Annotated in this window: 16 protein-coding genes, 1 tRNA gene and 1 pseudogene; 6 read left to right on the top strand and 12 right to left on the bottom strand. The window is 61.7% G+C overall.

Annotated elements, in window-relative coordinates; translation table 11 throughout:
• Positions 1-53 precede the first annotated feature (53 nt).
• From CAI21_RS21955 to CAI21_RS21910, 10 genes and pseudogenes are all read right to left on the bottom strand, one after another.
• Positions 54-130, bottom strand: a tRNA-Pro gene (locus CAI21_RS21955).
• A gap of 49 nt (positions 131-179) precedes the next feature.
• Positions 180-536, bottom strand: a complete 357-nt coding sequence (locus CAI21_RS21950) for a MerR family transcriptional regulator (RefSeq protein ID WP_116304259.1) — start codon at positions 534-536, stop codon at positions 180-182.
• Positions 517-816 carry an integration host factor subunit alpha gene (ihfA, locus tag CAI21_RS21945; protein WP_116304258.1) on the bottom strand — a complete coding sequence of 100 codons (300 nt, stop codon included), beginning with the start codon at positions 814-816 and terminating at the stop codon, positions 517-519. The genes CAI21_RS21950 and ihfA overlap by 20 nt, the downstream gene beginning before the upstream one ends.
• Before the next feature lie 8 nt (positions 817-824).
• A complete protein-coding gene (pheT, locus tag CAI21_RS21940) occupies positions 825-3,200 on the bottom strand; it encodes a phenylalanine--tRNA ligase subunit beta (protein WP_116304257.1) in 2,376 nt (791 codons plus the stop codon).
• Between the two features lie 46 nt (positions 3,201-3,246).
• Entirely contained in the window at positions 3,247-4,281 is a 1,035-nt protein-coding gene (pheS, locus tag CAI21_RS21935; RefSeq protein WP_116304256.1) for a phenylalanine--tRNA ligase subunit alpha, read from the bottom strand.
• Between the two features lie 160 nt (positions 4,282-4,441).
• Positions 4,442-4,801, bottom strand: coding sequence for a 50S ribosomal protein L20 (gene rplT, locus CAI21_RS21930; protein WP_116304255.1), 360 nt, complete (start codon positions 4,799-4,801; stop codon positions 4,442-4,444).
• 21 nt (positions 4,802-4,822) lie between these two features.
• Positions 4,823-5,020: a 50S ribosomal protein L35 gene (gene rpmI / locus CAI21_RS21925; RefSeq protein WP_116304254.1), complete on the bottom strand. Its 198-nt coding sequence runs from the start codon at positions 5,018-5,020 to the stop codon at positions 4,823-4,825.
• Between the two features lie 83 nt (positions 5,021-5,103).
• Entirely contained in the window at positions 5,104-5,658 is a 555-nt protein-coding gene (gene infC / locus CAI21_RS21920; protein ID WP_116304253.1) for a translation initiation factor IF-3, read from the bottom strand.
• Positions 5,655-7,579, bottom strand: a pseudogene (gene thrS, locus CAI21_RS21915) (threonine--tRNA ligase). Before thrS ends, infC begins: the two are co-directional and overlap by 4 nt.
• A 223-nt stretch (positions 7,580-7,802) precedes the next feature.
• Positions 7,803-8,060 (bottom strand): hypothetical protein, encoded by a 258-nt coding sequence (locus CAI21_RS21910; protein WP_116304252.1) that lies wholly within the window; start codon positions 8,058-8,060, stop codon positions 7,803-7,805.
• A gap of 79 nt (positions 8,061-8,139) precedes the next feature.
• Between CAI21_RS21910 and CAI21_RS21905 the strand changes: the two genes are divergently transcribed.
• Genes CAI21_RS21905 through CAI21_RS21895 form a run of 3 tightly spaced genes read left to right on the top strand, consistent with a single transcriptional unit; the run spans position 8,140 to position 11,575 of the window.
• Positions 8,140-9,468 carry a toxin VasX gene (locus CAI21_RS21905; RefSeq protein ID WP_116304251.1) on the top strand — a complete coding sequence of 443 codons (1,329 nt, stop codon included), beginning with the start codon at positions 8,140-8,142 and terminating at the stop codon, positions 9,466-9,468.
• Positions 9,432-9,695 (top strand): hypothetical protein, encoded by a 264-nt coding sequence (locus CAI21_RS21900; RefSeq protein WP_116304250.1) that lies wholly within the window; start codon positions 9,432-9,434, stop codon positions 9,693-9,695. Before CAI21_RS21905 ends, CAI21_RS21900 begins: the two co-directional genes overlap by 37 nt.
• On the top strand, positions 9,692-11,575 hold the full coding sequence (locus CAI21_RS21895) for a protein-tyrosine phosphatase family protein (RefSeq protein WP_147305209.1): 1,884 nt from the start codon (positions 9,692-9,694) through the stop codon (positions 11,573-11,575). The genes CAI21_RS21900 and CAI21_RS21895 overlap by 4 nt, the downstream gene beginning before the upstream one ends.
• Here CAI21_RS21895 and CAI21_RS21890 read toward each other — a convergent pair.
• Positions 11,564-11,806: a hypothetical protein gene (locus tag CAI21_RS21890; protein ID WP_116304248.1), complete on the bottom strand. Its 243-nt coding sequence runs from the start codon at positions 11,804-11,806 to the stop codon at positions 11,564-11,566. The two genes, CAI21_RS21895 and CAI21_RS21890, sit on opposite strands and share 12 nt — an antisense overlap.
• A 272-nt stretch (positions 11,807-12,078) precedes the next feature.
• On the opposite strand from CAI21_RS21890, the gene CAI21_RS21880 reads away from it, so the two are divergent.
• The 3 genes from CAI21_RS21880 to CAI21_RS21870 are packed head-to-tail and all read left to right on the top strand — an operon-like array spanning position 12,079 to position 14,041.
• A complete protein-coding gene (locus CAI21_RS21880) occupies positions 12,079-12,837 on the top strand; it encodes a hypothetical protein (protein ID WP_147305208.1) in 759 nt (252 codons plus the stop codon).
• 5 nt (positions 12,838-12,842) lie between these two features.
• Positions 12,843-13,160: a hypothetical protein gene (locus CAI21_RS21875; RefSeq protein WP_116304245.1), complete on the top strand. Its 318-nt coding sequence runs from the start codon at positions 12,843-12,845 to the stop codon at positions 13,158-13,160.
• 8 nt (positions 13,161-13,168) lie between these two features.
• Positions 13,169-14,041, top strand: a complete 873-nt coding sequence (locus tag CAI21_RS21870) for a DUF6708 domain-containing protein (protein ID WP_147305207.1) — start codon at positions 13,169-13,171, stop codon at positions 14,039-14,041.
• A gap of 22 nt (positions 14,042-14,063) precedes the next feature.
• On the opposite strand, the gene CAI21_RS23450 is transcribed toward CAI21_RS21870, so the two are convergent.
• Positions 14,064-14,632: hypothetical protein (locus CAI21_RS23450; RefSeq protein ID WP_181919587.1), on the bottom strand; the 569-nt coding region annotated here is incomplete at its 5' end.

The raw sequence follows: 14,632 nt of genomic DNA, 5'->3' as shown, positions 1-14,632 counted from the left end.
AAAAAAGGCCGCTCACCGGGTCAACTCTAACCCTTTGAACGGCCTTAGTTATTTGGTCGGGGTGAGAGGATTTGAACCTCCGACCACCTGCACCCCATGCAGGTGCGCTACCAGGCTGCGCTACACCCCGTTAAGTGCCGGCATCTTACACTAAATGCCGGCGCGCGCAAAGCGCTTGCTCAGCGTTTGAGCAGGTCCAGCAGGCTTTCTAGCTCCGCTCGGATTTGGCGGATCACCTGCTGGCTGTGGTTGATGTCTTCCTTAACTTCTTCACCCGACAAGCGCTGCCGGGCTCCACCGATGGTGAAGCCCTGTTGATAGAGCAGCGAGCGAATTTGCCGGATGACAAGAACATCCTGACGCTGGTAATAACGCCGGTTGCCCCGGCGTTTTACAGGCTTTAGCTGCGGGAATTCCTGTTCCCAATACCGCAATACATGCGGTTTAACTGCACACAACTCGCTAACTTCACCGATGGTGAAGTAGCGTTTGGCCGGAATCGGCGGCAGTTCGTCATTATTCGACGTTTCCAGCATACCCTTCCACGCGTGTCTTTAGCTTTTGCCCGGGCCGGAAGGTCACCACCCGGCGGGCGGAGATGGGAATCTCTTCGCCGGTTTTCGGGTTCCGCCCTGGGCGTTCGTTTTTGTCGCGTAGGTCAAAGTTACCGAAACCCGAGAGCTTGACCGCAACACCGTCTTCCAGTGCGCTGCGGATTTCTTCGAAAAAGCACTCAACAAGCTCTTTGGATTCGCGTTTATTAAGGCCGAGCTCTTCGTATAGAGATTCGGCGAGATCGGCTTTAGTCAAGGCCATTGTAGTCGTCACTCCCGTAAAACCGCACCGAGATCCAGACTCAGACGACTGACTACTTGTTGAATGAGCCCATCTACGTCTTGATCCGTAAGGGTGCGCGAAGATTCCTGTAAAATCAAGCCCATGGCCAAACTCTTCTGGCCCTGCGGGACGCCTTTGCCGCGGTAGACGTCGAATAACACGACGTCCTTCAGCAGCTCGCCGCCTGCCCGCCGTACGCAACCTTCGATAGCTGCGGCGGACACGTCCTCATCCACCAATACCGCCAAATCGCGGCGGATGGAGGGGAACTTGGACAAGGGGCTGAACTGCGGCACCCGCGCACGGGTAAGCGCTTCCAGATCGAGTTCGAACACGAAACTGCGCCCGGCGAGGTCCAGCTCGCGCTGCACCTCCGGGTGGATGGCCCCCAGCCATCCTACCGGTTGTTCGCCCCGGTAAATTCGGGCCGACTGCCCCGGGTGCAGAGCCGGATGCGTTTCCGGCTCAAAACGGTAGCTTTCCGGCTCGCCGCTGGCGGCGAACAAAGCTTCCAAATCACCTTTTACGTCGAAAAAGTCGACCGGCCGCACCTCGCCCGCCCATTGTTCGGGGAGCTGGTTACCGGCCACGATACCCGCCAGCAGTCTTTCCTGCGCCAGTCCGTCGAGCCGGCCGCGGAACCGCAGGCCGGTTTCGAACAAGCGCACGCGCTCGTGCTGCCGGTTCTGATTATACAACAAGGCCTTCGCTAAACCCGGCCACAAACTGGTCCGCATCACGGCGAGATCGGCCGATAGCGGGTTGGCGAGCGGCAAGGGCTCCTGCTCGGGGTCGAGCTGCGCTTGCAGGGCCGGTTCAACGAAGCTGTAGGTAATCGCTTCCTGATAACCCCGCGTAATCAGCGTATCGCGCAAGCGGCTGAGCGCCACTTTGCCTTCCGGTTGCGGCGCAATAGCGAGCGGCGTGGCCGTCCGCCGTACCGGGATGCGATCATACCCCCAAACGCGGGCTAATTCCTCAATAAGATCCACTTCAAGTGCGATGTCGAAGCGGAATGCCGGTACGGTGACGTCCCAACCCTCCTCGACCGCTGTGACAGTGAGTCCTAATGCGCTGAGGATGGCTTCTACGCGCTCGTCGGGAATTTCCATTCCCAACAGGTGGCCGATGCGTTGCCGCCGTAAACGGACGACGAGCGGCTTGGGTAGGTGTGCGTCGCTGGCCGCCTCGCAGACGGGGCCTGGCGCACCGCCGGCGATTTCGACGATCAGCTGCGCGGCGCGGTCGATGGCCTGACGCTGCAACGCCGGGTCCACACCGCGTTCGAAGCGGTGCGAGGAGTCGGTGTGCAGCCCGTAACGGCGCGCCCGCCCGGCAATCGCCAGCGGCGAGAAGAAGGCGCTCTCAAGCAGGATGTCCCGCGTGGCATCACCCACCGAACCGCACTCCCCGCCCATAACACCGGCTAGCGCGTGGGCGCGGCTGTGGTCGGCGATGACGAGGGTCTCGTTGTCGAGTTCGACGGTGTCGCCGTTGAGCAGCTCCAGCTTTTCGCCCGCCGTTGCCATACGCACGCGAATGCCGCCGTCGATCTTGGCCAGGTCGAAGGCGTGCATCGGCTGGCCGAGTTCGAGCATGACGTAGTTGGTAACGTCGACAATCGGGCCGAGGCTGCGTACGCCGGCACGGCGTAGGCGCTCTTGCATCCAGAGCGGCGTCGGCGCCTGCGGATTGACGCCGCGGACGATTTGGCCGACATAGCGCGGGCAAGCCTCCGGCGCATCCAGTTGGATGGCGATTTCGTCCTGGTGTTGCGGCGCTGGCGCACTAAAACTTGGTGCCTGCACCGGTTTGCCGGTGAGCGCGGAGACTTCGCGGGCGACACCGGCCACGCCTAAGCAATCGCTGCGATTGGGCGTGAGGTCGACTTCGATCACCATGTCGTCGAGCGCGAGATACTCGCGCAGATCTTGGCCGACCGGTGCGTCGGCCGGCAGCTCCATCAAGCCGGCGGCGTCTTCGCTCAGGCCCAGCTCGCGGGCCGAGCACAGCATGCCGAAGGATTCGACGCCGCGCAGCTTGGCGCGTTTGATTTTCATGCCGCCAGGAAGCACGCCGCCGACGGTGGCCAGCGGGGCTTTCAGACCTTGGCGGGCGTTGGGGGCGCCGCAAACGATCTGGAAGGTCTCTTCGCCGGCGTTTACGGTGCATAGCTGGAGGCGGTCGGCTTCCGGGTGCCGTTCGCAGGCGGTGATTTCGGCCACGACCACGCCGCTGAACTCAGGGGCGGCGGGTTCGAGCGCGTCGACCTCCAGCCCTGCCATGGTGAGCCGGTCGCCGAGGGTTTGCGCGTCGTCCTCGACTGCAATCCACTCTTGTAACCAGTTCGTGCTGATTCTCATGCAAAAACCTCTTCCGGTTACTGCGCCCCGCGCGGGCGGCATTCCGTTATCTGAATTGCCGCAAGAACCGCAGGTCGTTCTCGAAGAACAGCCGCAGATCGTTGACGCCGTAGCGGAGCATGGCCAAACGCTCCACGCCCATGCCGAAGGCGTAACCGGTGTAGCGTTCGGCGTCGATGCCGACATGGCCGAATACTTTCGGGTGCACCATGCCGCAGCCGAGAATCTCCAGCCAGCCGCTACCCTTACAGACCCGGCAGCCATCGCCGCCGCACATCACGCACTGGACGTCGGCCTCGGCGGAGGGTTCGGTGAACGGGAAGTAGGACGGCCGGAAACGGACCGCGAGATCGCGCTCGAAGAACTCGCTGAGGAAGTCGTTGAGGATGCCTTTGAGGTCGGCGAAGCTGATGCCTTCGTCCACCAGCAGACCTTCCACTTGGTGGAACATCGGCGTATGAGTGAGGTCGGAATCGCACCGATACACGCGGCCGGGCGCTATAACGCGCACCGGCGCGCCCTCTTCTTGCATGACCCGCACCTGCACCGGCGAGGTATGGGTGCGCAGCAGGCGGTGGGCATCGAAGTAGAAGGTATCGTGCATTGCCCGCGCCGGATGGTGGGCGGGGATATTGAGCGCCTCGAAGTTGTGGTAGTCGTCTTCAACTTCCGGGCCTTCCGCTACTTTGAAGCCGATGCTGCCGAACAAGGCTTCGATGCGCTCTAGTGTTCGGGTAATCGGGTGCAGGCCGCCGCTCGCCTGGCCGCGACCAGGGAGTGTGACGTCGATGCGCTCGGCCTCCAGCGCCTGCTGTAAGGCGGCGCTCTGGAGAAATTCTTTGCGCGCTTCCAGCCGTTCTTGGAGCTGTTGTTTAGCGCGGTTGATGGCCTGCCCCGCGGCCGGGCGTTCGTCCGCCGGCAAGCGGCCTAGGCTTTTCAATTGTTCGGTAAGGCGGCCTTTTTTGCCAAGGTACGCCACCCGAAGTTCGTCCAATGCGCTGAGATCGGCGGCCGCTTCGACGGCCTGCTCGGCCGCTTTGACCAGCTCGTCCAATCCAGCTGCTTCCTGGGTGCTGCTCATAGTGGTCGGTGTCCGCTGTATCTATGCTGGGAACGGATGCCCGAATACGAGAAAGGGGAAAGGTGCTACCGCCCCTTTCCCCTTCAGCGATCGTCGTTTAACGTCGATCTTATGCTGAACCGCCAGCCGCAGGCTGACGGCTCAACGGTCGCGATCTCGCTCAGGCGGCCAGGCTTGCCTTGGCTTGCTCTGCCAGAGCGGTAAACGCGGCCTTGTCGTGCACGGCCAGGTCGGCCAGCACTTTACGGTCGACCTCGATGCCGGCCTTCATCAAACCGTTAATGAAACGGCTGTAGGACAGGCCGTTTTCGCGAGCGGCCGCGTTGATGCGGGAGATCCACAGCACGCGGAACTGACGCTTACGCTGACGACGGTCGCGATACGCGTATTGGCCGGCCTTCGTTACCGCCTGATTGGCGACGCGGAAGGAACGGCTCCGCATGCCGTAATAGCCTTTAGCCTTACCCAGTACTTTTTTATGCCGGGCGCGAGCGGTTACACCACGCTTAACTCTTGCCATGATACTTCTCCGAGAAACTGGTTAGCTGTAAGGCATCATCCGCCGAACCATCGGCGTATCGGCCTCGGCGATCAAACCGTCCGCGCGCAGCTTGCGCTTACGCTTGGTCGACTTTTTCGTCAGGATGTGATTATGAAACGCATGGGCGCGTTTAAAACGACCGCTAGCGGTTTTCTTAAACCGTTTCGCTGCGCCGCGATTGGTCTTGATCTTAGGCATTACCAGTTCTCCGCGTCTTTAAAAAAACAGCCCTGTCCTCTGCTTTGCAGGGCAGGGCGCGCGTGCTTTTGACAAAAGTGGGCTTATTTGCCCTTCTTCGGCGACATCATCATGACCATTTGCCGCCCTTCCATACGGGGGCGTTGGTCGACGACACCGAGACCTTCCAGGTCCGCTTCGACTCGCTGGAGCAGCTTTAGGCCCAACTCTTGGTGAGCCATTTCGCGGCCGCGGAAGCGAAGCGTGATCTTGGCCTTGTCACCGTCCTCAAGGAAACGTTTCAGGTTACGTAACTTCACCTGATAGTCGCCTTCGTCGGTGCCAGGCCGGAACTTCACTTCCTTAACCTGAATCTGCTTCTGTTTTTTGCGAGCGGCCTGCTGTTTCTTGCTCAGCTCAAACCGGTGCTTGCCGTAATCCATGATCCGGCACACCGGCGGCTTGGCATTGCCATCCAGCTCTACCAGGTCCAGGCCGGCTTCCTCAGCCTTCTCCAGCGCCTCTTCGATGGGAACCAGGCCAACCTGCTCACCGTCCTCACCGATAAGCCGAATCTCCGGAACTTTGATATCCCGGTTCAGCCGTTTTGATCTACTGGCGGCCGGCCGCCTTTTCTTGGTCTGAGAGCGATGCTTCAATCCTCCAGTTCAGTTCTACCACGCTGCGCGACTTCCTGATTGAGGCGTTCGATTAACGCATCCAACGGAAGCGAGCCGAGATCTTCGCCGGCTCGTGTGCGCACCGCCACTGTATTCGATTCCATTTCTCGGTCCCCTACCACAAGTTGATAAGGAACTTTTTGAATCGTGTGCTCGCGGATTTTAAAGCCGATTTTCTCATTTCTCAAGTCGGCATGGACGCGAAAGCCCTCTTTCACCAACTTTTTACTCACCTCAGAGGCATAATCGGCTTGTCGATCGGTAATATTGAGCACTACCGCTTGTGTCGGTGCCAGCCACAGAGGCCACGCACCCGCATAATGCTCGATCAAAATACCGATGAACCGCTCCAGCGACCCCAAAATGGCGCGGTGCAGCATCACCGGTATGCGCTTATGCCCGTCTTCGGCCACATAATGGGCGCCGAGCCGGTTCGGCATGGAGAAATCGACCTGAATAGTGCCGCATTGCCAAACGCGATCCAAGCAGTCTTTCAACGCAAACTCGATTTTCGGGCCGTAGAAAGCGCCTTCGCCAGGCTGTAGTTTCCAGTCCAGCCCTTTGTTGTTGAGCGCTACTTCGAGGGCTTGCTCCGCCTTGTCCCACAAGGCGTCGTCGCCCACACGCTCTTCCGGCCGGGTCGACAAGGCGATCAACACGTCTTTGAAACCGAAATCTCGGTACGCTTCGAACACCAAATCGATGAATGCGGACACCTCATCCTGAATCTGGTCTTCGGTACAGAAGATGTGCGCGTCATCTTGTACAAAGTTGCGGACGCGCATCAGCCCATGCAAGGTGCCGGACGGCTCATTGCGATGACAAGAGCCGAACTCGGCCATCCGCAGCGGCAAATCGCGGTAGCTCTTCAGGCCCTGGTTGAAAATCTGCACGTGGCAGGGGCAATTCATCGGCTTGACGGCGTAAGTCCGCTTCTCGGACTCGGTGATGAACATGCCGTCGCCGAATTTGTCCCAGTGGCCGGATTTTTCCCACAAGGTGCGGTCCACCAACTGCGGCGTGTGCACTTCTTGGTAGTCGTGCTGTACCAGTAGTTGGCGAATGTAGCCCTGTAGTTGGGTGTAGACGCGCCAGCCCTTGTCGTGCCAGAACACCATGCCGGGAGACTCTTCCTGAATATGGAAGAGATCTTGCGCCTTGGCGATGCGGCGATGGTCGCGCTTTTGCGCCTCTTCCAAACGCTTCAGGTACGCCTTGAGCTCTTTCTTGTCGCCCCAGGCGGTGCCGTAGATACGCTGCAACATTTCGTTGCCGCTATCGCCGCGCCAGTATGAGCCGGCCAAGGAGGTAAGCTTGAAGGCTTTACAGAAGCGCACATTGGGCACGTGCGGGCCACGGCACATGTCGATGTATTCCTGGTGGTAGTACAAGGCCATGGACTCGACCTCGGGCATGTCTTCCACCAGTTGGACTTTGTAGTCCTCGCCCCGCTCCCGGAAGATGCGCAGCACTTCGTCACGCGGGGTGACTTTTTAACGACGTCGTACTCGCGGGCGATCAGCTCGGCCATCCGCTTCTCGATCCGCTCCAGATCTTCCGGCGTGAAGCCTTTGTCGTAGCGGATGTCGTAATAAAAGCCGTTTTCGATTACCGGCCCGATCGCCATCTGCGCCTCGGGGTACAACTGCTTGACGGCATGCCCGATCATATGCGCGCAGGAGTGGCGGATAATTTCCAGGCCTTCCTCGTCGCGCGGGGTGATGATGGCAACGTCGGCATCGTCGGTAATGAGATCGCAGGCATCGCGCAGTTCGCCGTTCACACGGCCGGCCACGGTCGCTTTGGCAAGGCCGGGGCCGATATCGGCAGCGATCTGGGCAACGCTAACCGGCTCTTCGTATTGACGTTGGTTGCCGTCCGGGAGGGTAATAATGGGCATATTATTGCTCCTACAGTGGTGACCCATACGAGAGGCCACATGCTCGGCAGCAGTTGCCTGCTGCTAACAAAAAGAAAAGCACCGCCATGACGACGATGCTTTGCTGGAATTCGCTCGGCAACGGTACCTGCGCTGAAAGCCCCGGCGGACGTAGCGACACGGCATGACCGAAGACACCGCATCTTAGAGCGGTTTCAGGACATCGTCAAATACCGTAAAAACCTTACACTTCCCGTTGCTCACGTCCGAGCGTCGCGAAAGCGCCGGGGGCACCGAAGCGCTCCCCCTCGTCAACCAGCTCGCTTTCAGAAACGCTTGCCCGCAGCGATTCGGCCAGGTTTCCGCCTTTACCGGAGGCGATCCAAGGAGTTGCATTTCCGGCGGCAGCGCGTAAAACTTTGCCCACGACAAAGAGCGCCCGGCGCTCGATGAATACGATAGGGATAGGGGGGACCCATGGAACAGGGGCGAAATCAACCATTGCCGGCGCCCGGGTCGGCGCGCCGCCACATCTTCCGTCGCCTTGCGTCCACCTCCTCACCGTTTGGAGGTGGACGCTAATGGTTGACCTGAACGATCTAGAGATCCGCTCCGCCCGCTACGAGGGCGACGACACACTCGTGCTCACGCTTGACTGGGCCCAGTACGTGACGCTTTTTCCTTTGCGCTACGGTTTGGTCGATAAGGCGCAAGCGGCGCGTACCATCGCCTCGCCCTACGGGGTGGCACTGCAAAGCGGCGCGCTGGGGCCGCGATCGTTGCGCGACGGCTATCTGTATATCGTTGAGCATCATAATCGTGACGGTATGTCGCCGACTCCGGAAGAGGGGATGCACGAGTATCGGATCAGCGAGGGGGAGTTAACGCCGTTGATGTTGGGTGCTCACGCGGTCGATGCGGATGAGCGAGACGAGGCCGTTGCGGAAGCAACGCCGATTTTACGGTTCCGCCGCGACCACGTGCTATTCGTCACGTTTTCCGAAGTGCAGTGGTCGGCGAAGAAATGCCGCCAGGTACTTGAGGATGTCGGCGAGCGCCGGCGCGTCATGCAGAAGGTGGATATGCGCGCGGCCTTGAGCGAGCAGCGCGCCCGACACCTTGCGACGCTGAACCAAGCGCAGCGCTGGGTGGACGAGCTGACCCAATACGCGCCGGCCTTGGGCGGCGGCGAGTCTCCCGACGACGGTCCGAACGAAGCGCCCGCCCTCACACTGGTTGATCCCGCAGGTCTGGGGGAGACGCTCCCCGAGCGCCGACACAGTGAAGCGGCCTTGCTTTTGGTGCGAGACGATCTGGGTTTGCTGCGCGATCTGGCCGATTATCAAGACGCCGTTACCGAGTGGGTCGAGGCGTGGGCTGGGGATTCTGAGCGCGAGCGGCGTTACTTGATCGGCTCGCTGATCGAGTCTTTGTATCTGGTCGACCAGAAAGGCCTTTTGGCGCGATCCGACGACCCGCGTTTTCAGGCCCTGCTTGACGAAACCACGGCCGAGCAGCGCGAGGGTATTTTCGAGTATCTGACCGTGCACGGCGAGCAGAACCGCGACGGCTTTTACGATTGGCGCCGACGAGCGGCGTTTGTTGGCTTCTCCCCCATTACGGCCTTCCCCGGCATACGCGAAACGTTTTGGGATGCCAAGGATGTCCGGGAGGCCGATAAGGCGTTGCAGGAGGTTCTTGGCGAAGAGCTCTACGCGCGGCATAAACCCACCATCGATGCTTATGCCGATGAGCTACAGGCCTTGCTTTTCGGGGCGCGCTTCGGCCAGCTGGGCTTGGCGCAGCTGATAAAACGGCAGGAGATGGAAGCGTTTTGCACCGTGAGCGCGCTAAGCTCGCGCGCTGGAACCGGATGCTTGACCGCATCACCGAAGACCGTATCAGCCTGATCGAGCAGAACACGTTCCATAACGCGGCCTGGTATTTCGACCCCGAGCGGCAAGCGGCGGAAGCATTGGAAGCGGAGTACGGGTGTCTGCGCGATGCGGCACGTACGGATGAAGCGGCGGAGCGGCTCGCCGCCTGGCTGGAACAACACCCGGAGTGGAACGAGCCGCTTGCCTTTACACTCACCGAGGAAGAGCGCGGTCGCTTCCGGGACGGGCTTTGCAGTTGAGCAGCCGTATCGTCACCGCCCTGGATGCCCGTGAAGCCGGCCAGCGGGTTGAAGTCCTCAGCACGCAATTTGGCCAACTGCGGCAAGCGTTCGGCCTACCCGACTTCGCCAATGCGAGCGAGCGCGCCCAAGATGCCGACGCGCTCCGACGCACGGCGTACCAACCGGCGCATGATCTGCGGAATGCGGCGGGCTTCGTTGCGTTGGTGGAGCGCTTTGAGCGGGGCGAAGCCCTGCGGCCGGATGACTTGCGACGTGCCTTTCCTCAGGCCACCTGGCTGGGGGCCTTGCGCGGGTTTCATGAAACCGGCGTGACGGTCGCCGTGGCTGACGAGGCGCAACTGCGGCAGTTCGAGGCCGATATTCGCAAAGCGAAGAATATTCGCTCCAAACTGACGGACGTTCAGCGTAAGCGGCGTCGTGCCGCCCACGCGCGTCACCGCGCAACGACCCGTGAGCAGCAAGAACGCTCACAACTCGAGCATCGGAAACAGCTCGCCGACCGCGACGAGCACCGCCGAGAGCTGGCCGCGGTCGAGGAGCGGATACGTCGTGCCATGCGCCCCGTCGGCCCCGGAGCCGGTCAGGTCGGCGTGCGCATCCAGGGGCTCACCGAGGCGCAGCAACAAGAATTGCGGCGTATGGCCGCCGATTTCCAAGCCGGGCGCGCCTATACGCCCAGTGCGGCCCGCGGCTTATTCGTGAACGATGGTTTGGCGGCGATCATCTTTGCAATGCAGATAGGGAATCTCGTGCAGTTTGTTCGTGCGATGGAGGATGGAGATGATACAGCCAAAGCACGTAACAGGCTTCGGCTGATAGGGCATGTCATAGCCGCAGCCGCCGCGGGCTCCGCCCTCGCGCAAGGCGTTGCGGTAACCGTGTTCTCCGCACGTTTGGACCGCTTTGCAAGCCGACTGGCCCGTGAGGGTGTGGCCGCCAACCTAGGCCGTTTAACGGCAATGTTTGGTTATGGAGCGTATGGGCTAGGAACCTTAACCTCTCTCGCCGCAACCGTGCATCACGGAAGGCAGTGGACCGAGGCCTTGCGCACGGGTAATCGCCAGGCGATGGCCGGTGCCACGTTATCCATGGTTGGCAGCGCGGGCGTTGCAGGCAGCCAGGCCTGGGGGCTTGGACAAACCCGCAAAGCTCGCCGGTTTGTGGGCCAGGAGATGGCGCGGGGAGCGAGTCGTAGCGCCGCTTGGGCAAGCGCCAGCGGCCGTCTGCTGAGCGTCTTCCTCCGCGTTAACTTGGCCGGTTTGGTCTTTACCGCCATTCAGCTTGCCGGCGAGTGGTGGTACAACCGCAACCAACGCTCGGCCCTCGATCGTTGGTTGGAGCAAGGCCCGTGGGGCGATGAGGATGCCGGCTGGGAGGCGGAGGACGCGCAACGCCGCTTCCTGGCGATTACGGCCCTGCCCAAGGTCGAGGTGCGAACGGACAACGGCGAACCCAGCTTCCGTATCATCATTCCCGATCTTGACGAGGCCGACCTGGCGGACCAGGGGCTCGGGCTGTATGCCCTGCCTCGTCCCACCAGCGACAACAGCGAGGAATGGAGTCAAACCCTGGCGAGCCTGGCAAGCTTGCAGGCACTCTCCCCACTGACCTTGAGCTTTCCCGTCTGCGACAACGAACAAAAAGGGCGGCGGCAACTATCGCTCGGCATACAGTATGCGTCCAGCCAGTTCCCGGATATGCCCCGGGCGTTTCACTTCGGGATTGTCGACCTGCGCGCCGTCACGCCGGGGCTCTGGCACCGCCTGAACCTCCGGCGGATACCGGAGGATGCCAAGCGTACTATCGAACCGTTGGAGAACACGCAGCCGCCGCTAAGCCGCATGGCGACGCTGCGGTTGGAGGATCTATCCGAGTAGCCTATGTTTAATCAGCTCTTTCGCCACTTTCGCCGCACAGCCGATACTGAGGCCGGCCCGCCGGACTTGCATGAGGATCACCCGCAGGCGGGGGATATTAAGCGCTTTCCGACCGGGCAAGCTCTGTTCCTCGCGCCCCTGCCGATACCGCTGGGCTGCACGCCGTTGGACGCCAACCGCAATATCGTCGAGATGAACGACGTCTACCTCGACCTCGACTCGACGCAGCACACGGCCAACGATAACCAGGGCGCCTTCGGCATGCCCTTTCTGATTGGAATCGGATGCACGTTTTTGCTCCCAACCCTTTTGGTATTAGTTCTTGCTGTCGTCGGAAGCTTTACGGTTAGAGAAGAATTAGTCCCTATGATCCTGGCAGGCGCAGTTTACGGCGTTCCTGGCTGGATCCTGCTGACAGCCATTTCTGCTTACGGCCTGTTAAAAGATGTCCGGGAAGACCGCCACCGCTGCCCGCTCCGGTTTCATCGTCAACGACGGGAGGTGTGTCTCGTCGACAGTCAGGGCAAGCTGGTCGTGGTGCCCTGGGAGTCGGTCACCGCCTGGGTGGCCACCAGCTCCGGCGCCACCGAGTACGGCGCGATGACCCACCACAATATCGGCATCGGGATCGAGGACCCGGACACCGGCACCCTGCACACCCGGGCGCTGGGTGCACCGACCGCGGACATCGGCGCCGGTCTGTGGGAGGCGATCCGCGAGTACATGGAGCACGGCCCGGGGGGCTCGGCCACCTCCACCGCACACCGACCGGCGGCGAGCCCGACCCGCGCGAGCTGCTGCCTTACGATGGCGTCCACACCTTCGAGCTGCGCCGCGAGCGGCTACACCGGGAGTACCGCGACGGCGAGCGCGGGCCGGTGTTTGTCTTCTTCTGGTACGTCTGGCACCTGGTCACGCTGTGGAAGATTCCCTTCAAGATTTCCGAATGGGAGTACCGGCAGGGCCGGGCTCAGATACCCGCGGCGATGGCCGCGTGGTCCGAGCCCGTGCCGCCGGCGCAGTGGGCCGAGCCGAGCGCGTTGTTACGCAATGTCTGCGCTCACCTGGCCGCGCTGTCGCAAACCGAGCCGAGTTTGGATTTCATGGCGCGCTACCGTAAGGCCCGGGCCGCCGCCGAGCAGGGGCCCCGCCTCCCCCGGCGAAGCCGGCGGCACGGAAACGCCGCCAGCGGCGCACGGCGGCCAAAGAGTGAGGCTGTCCGGCAGCGCCTGCCGTTGCAGCGAGAGGACTTTGAAGACTAACGCGTATGCTCAAGCAACTCCTACAACGCTTTCGCCGAGCCTCCGCCACCACCGAGACCACGCCGGACTTTAAAGACGGCCGCCCGCAAGCGGGCGATATCAAGCGCTTTTTGACCGGCAAGGCCTTGTTCATCGCGCCATTGCCGGTGCCTTTCGGCGGCCTGGCAATGGACATCGGTCACAACCTGGTTGAGGTCAACGAGATCTATCTGGACGTCGATGCCACCCATCATACGGCTGACCTCAATCAGGCATTCTTTGGCATGCCGTTTCTGTTAGGGGTTGTCATTATTAGTCTTTTTTTCCCCTCTGCATTGCGGTAATGGGGGCCTTGTCAGCATCTCCTCACCACAGTTTTTTGGCCGATTACCGCATTGCATTGCCAGCTGGCTTGCTGATCGGAATTCCCGGTTGGCTTGGGCTAACCGCCTTAAGCTACATCTCCCTCCGCCAAGACGTTCGCGCCAGGCGCCGCCAGTGCCCGGTCCGCTTTCACCGCCAGCGCCGCGAGGTGTGTTTTATCGACAGCCACAGCGGTAAGGCGGTGATCGTGCCCTGGGAGTCGGTCACCGCCTGGGTGGCCACCAGCTCCGGCGCCACCGAGTACGGCGCGATGACCCACCACAACCTCGGCATCGCGGTGGAAGACCCGGAGACGGGCGATTTGTACACGCTGGCCATCGGCGGGCCGACGGCGGCGATTGCCGCCGGCCTGTGGGAGGCGATCCGGCAGTATATGGAGCACGGTCCGACGGCGCTGGCCGGCCTGCGCCGTAGCGAAACGGCGGCGACCCCCGACCCGCGCGAATTGCTGCCCTACGACGGCGTCCACACCTTCGAGCTGCGCCGCGAGCGGCTGCACCGGGAGTACCGCGACGGCGAGCGCGGGCCGGTGTTTGTCTTTTTCTGGTACGTCTGGCACCTGGTCACGCTGTGGAAAGTGCCGTTTATGATCTCCGAGTGGGAGTACCGTCAAGGGCGGGCGCCGCTGCCGCAGGCGATGCGGGCGTGGTCGCAGCCGCTGCCGCGCGAGCAGTGGGCCGAGCCGAGCGCGTTGTTACTGTGCGTGCGCAAGCACCTCGCCGAGCTGGAGCGGCGTAACCCGCGGGGCGATTTCGCCGCCCACTACCGGCAAGCGCGCGCGCCGCCGAGCAGGAGCTATCGGCGCGCCCGGAGCGCTCGGCGACGGAGGGCTGAGCGATAAGCCGTCTGCTTTTGGCAGCGTATCAGCGGGCCATTTGGCGTAGCGCTATACCGTCGAACAACACCCGCTCGGCGTCTTCGGCTTTGGCGGTGAGCGTGTAGCGTTTACCCGGTTCGACGTCTTCGAACAGCAACGCTAGTCGCCCTTTTTCGTCCTCGGCGACTTCGCTACATGATAGGGTTTGGGTGTACGCGCCATCGTCGCTCTCCAAGCAAAAATCAAGGTCGCCTTCCAGGTCTTCGGGGCGGTTAACGTTGATCTTGAGCCAACGCTCTTGCTCTGGGGGCCGAAAGCCTTCCAGCGCTAAGTCGGGAATCGCCACCGATTCCAAGGGCGACGGCACACTCACCCGCTCGGGCTGATTGCTGCCCGGCACCTCGTAGCTCACCGGGCCGTTGAAGGTGACACCCTGATCGGCTTTGAGCGTCACGGTGTTGCCAAACAGACGCACCGTGCCGTCGGCTTTGACGCTAAAACCGGCGCCGCTTTGCTCGACGGTGATATCGCCGCCGCCGCGGCCGGTCAGGCGAATGTTCCGGGCCGCTTGAATGGTGACGTTGCCGTTGTGGCTGCGCACGGTCATGCCGTCCG

The organism is Alkalilimnicola ehrlichii (assembly GCF_003399765.1).
Lineage (GTDB): Bacteria > Pseudomonadota > Gammaproteobacteria > Nitrococcales > AK92 > AK92.
Note: the sequence above shows the minus strand (reverse complement) of the source record. Positions and strands in the feature narration are given on the sequence as shown.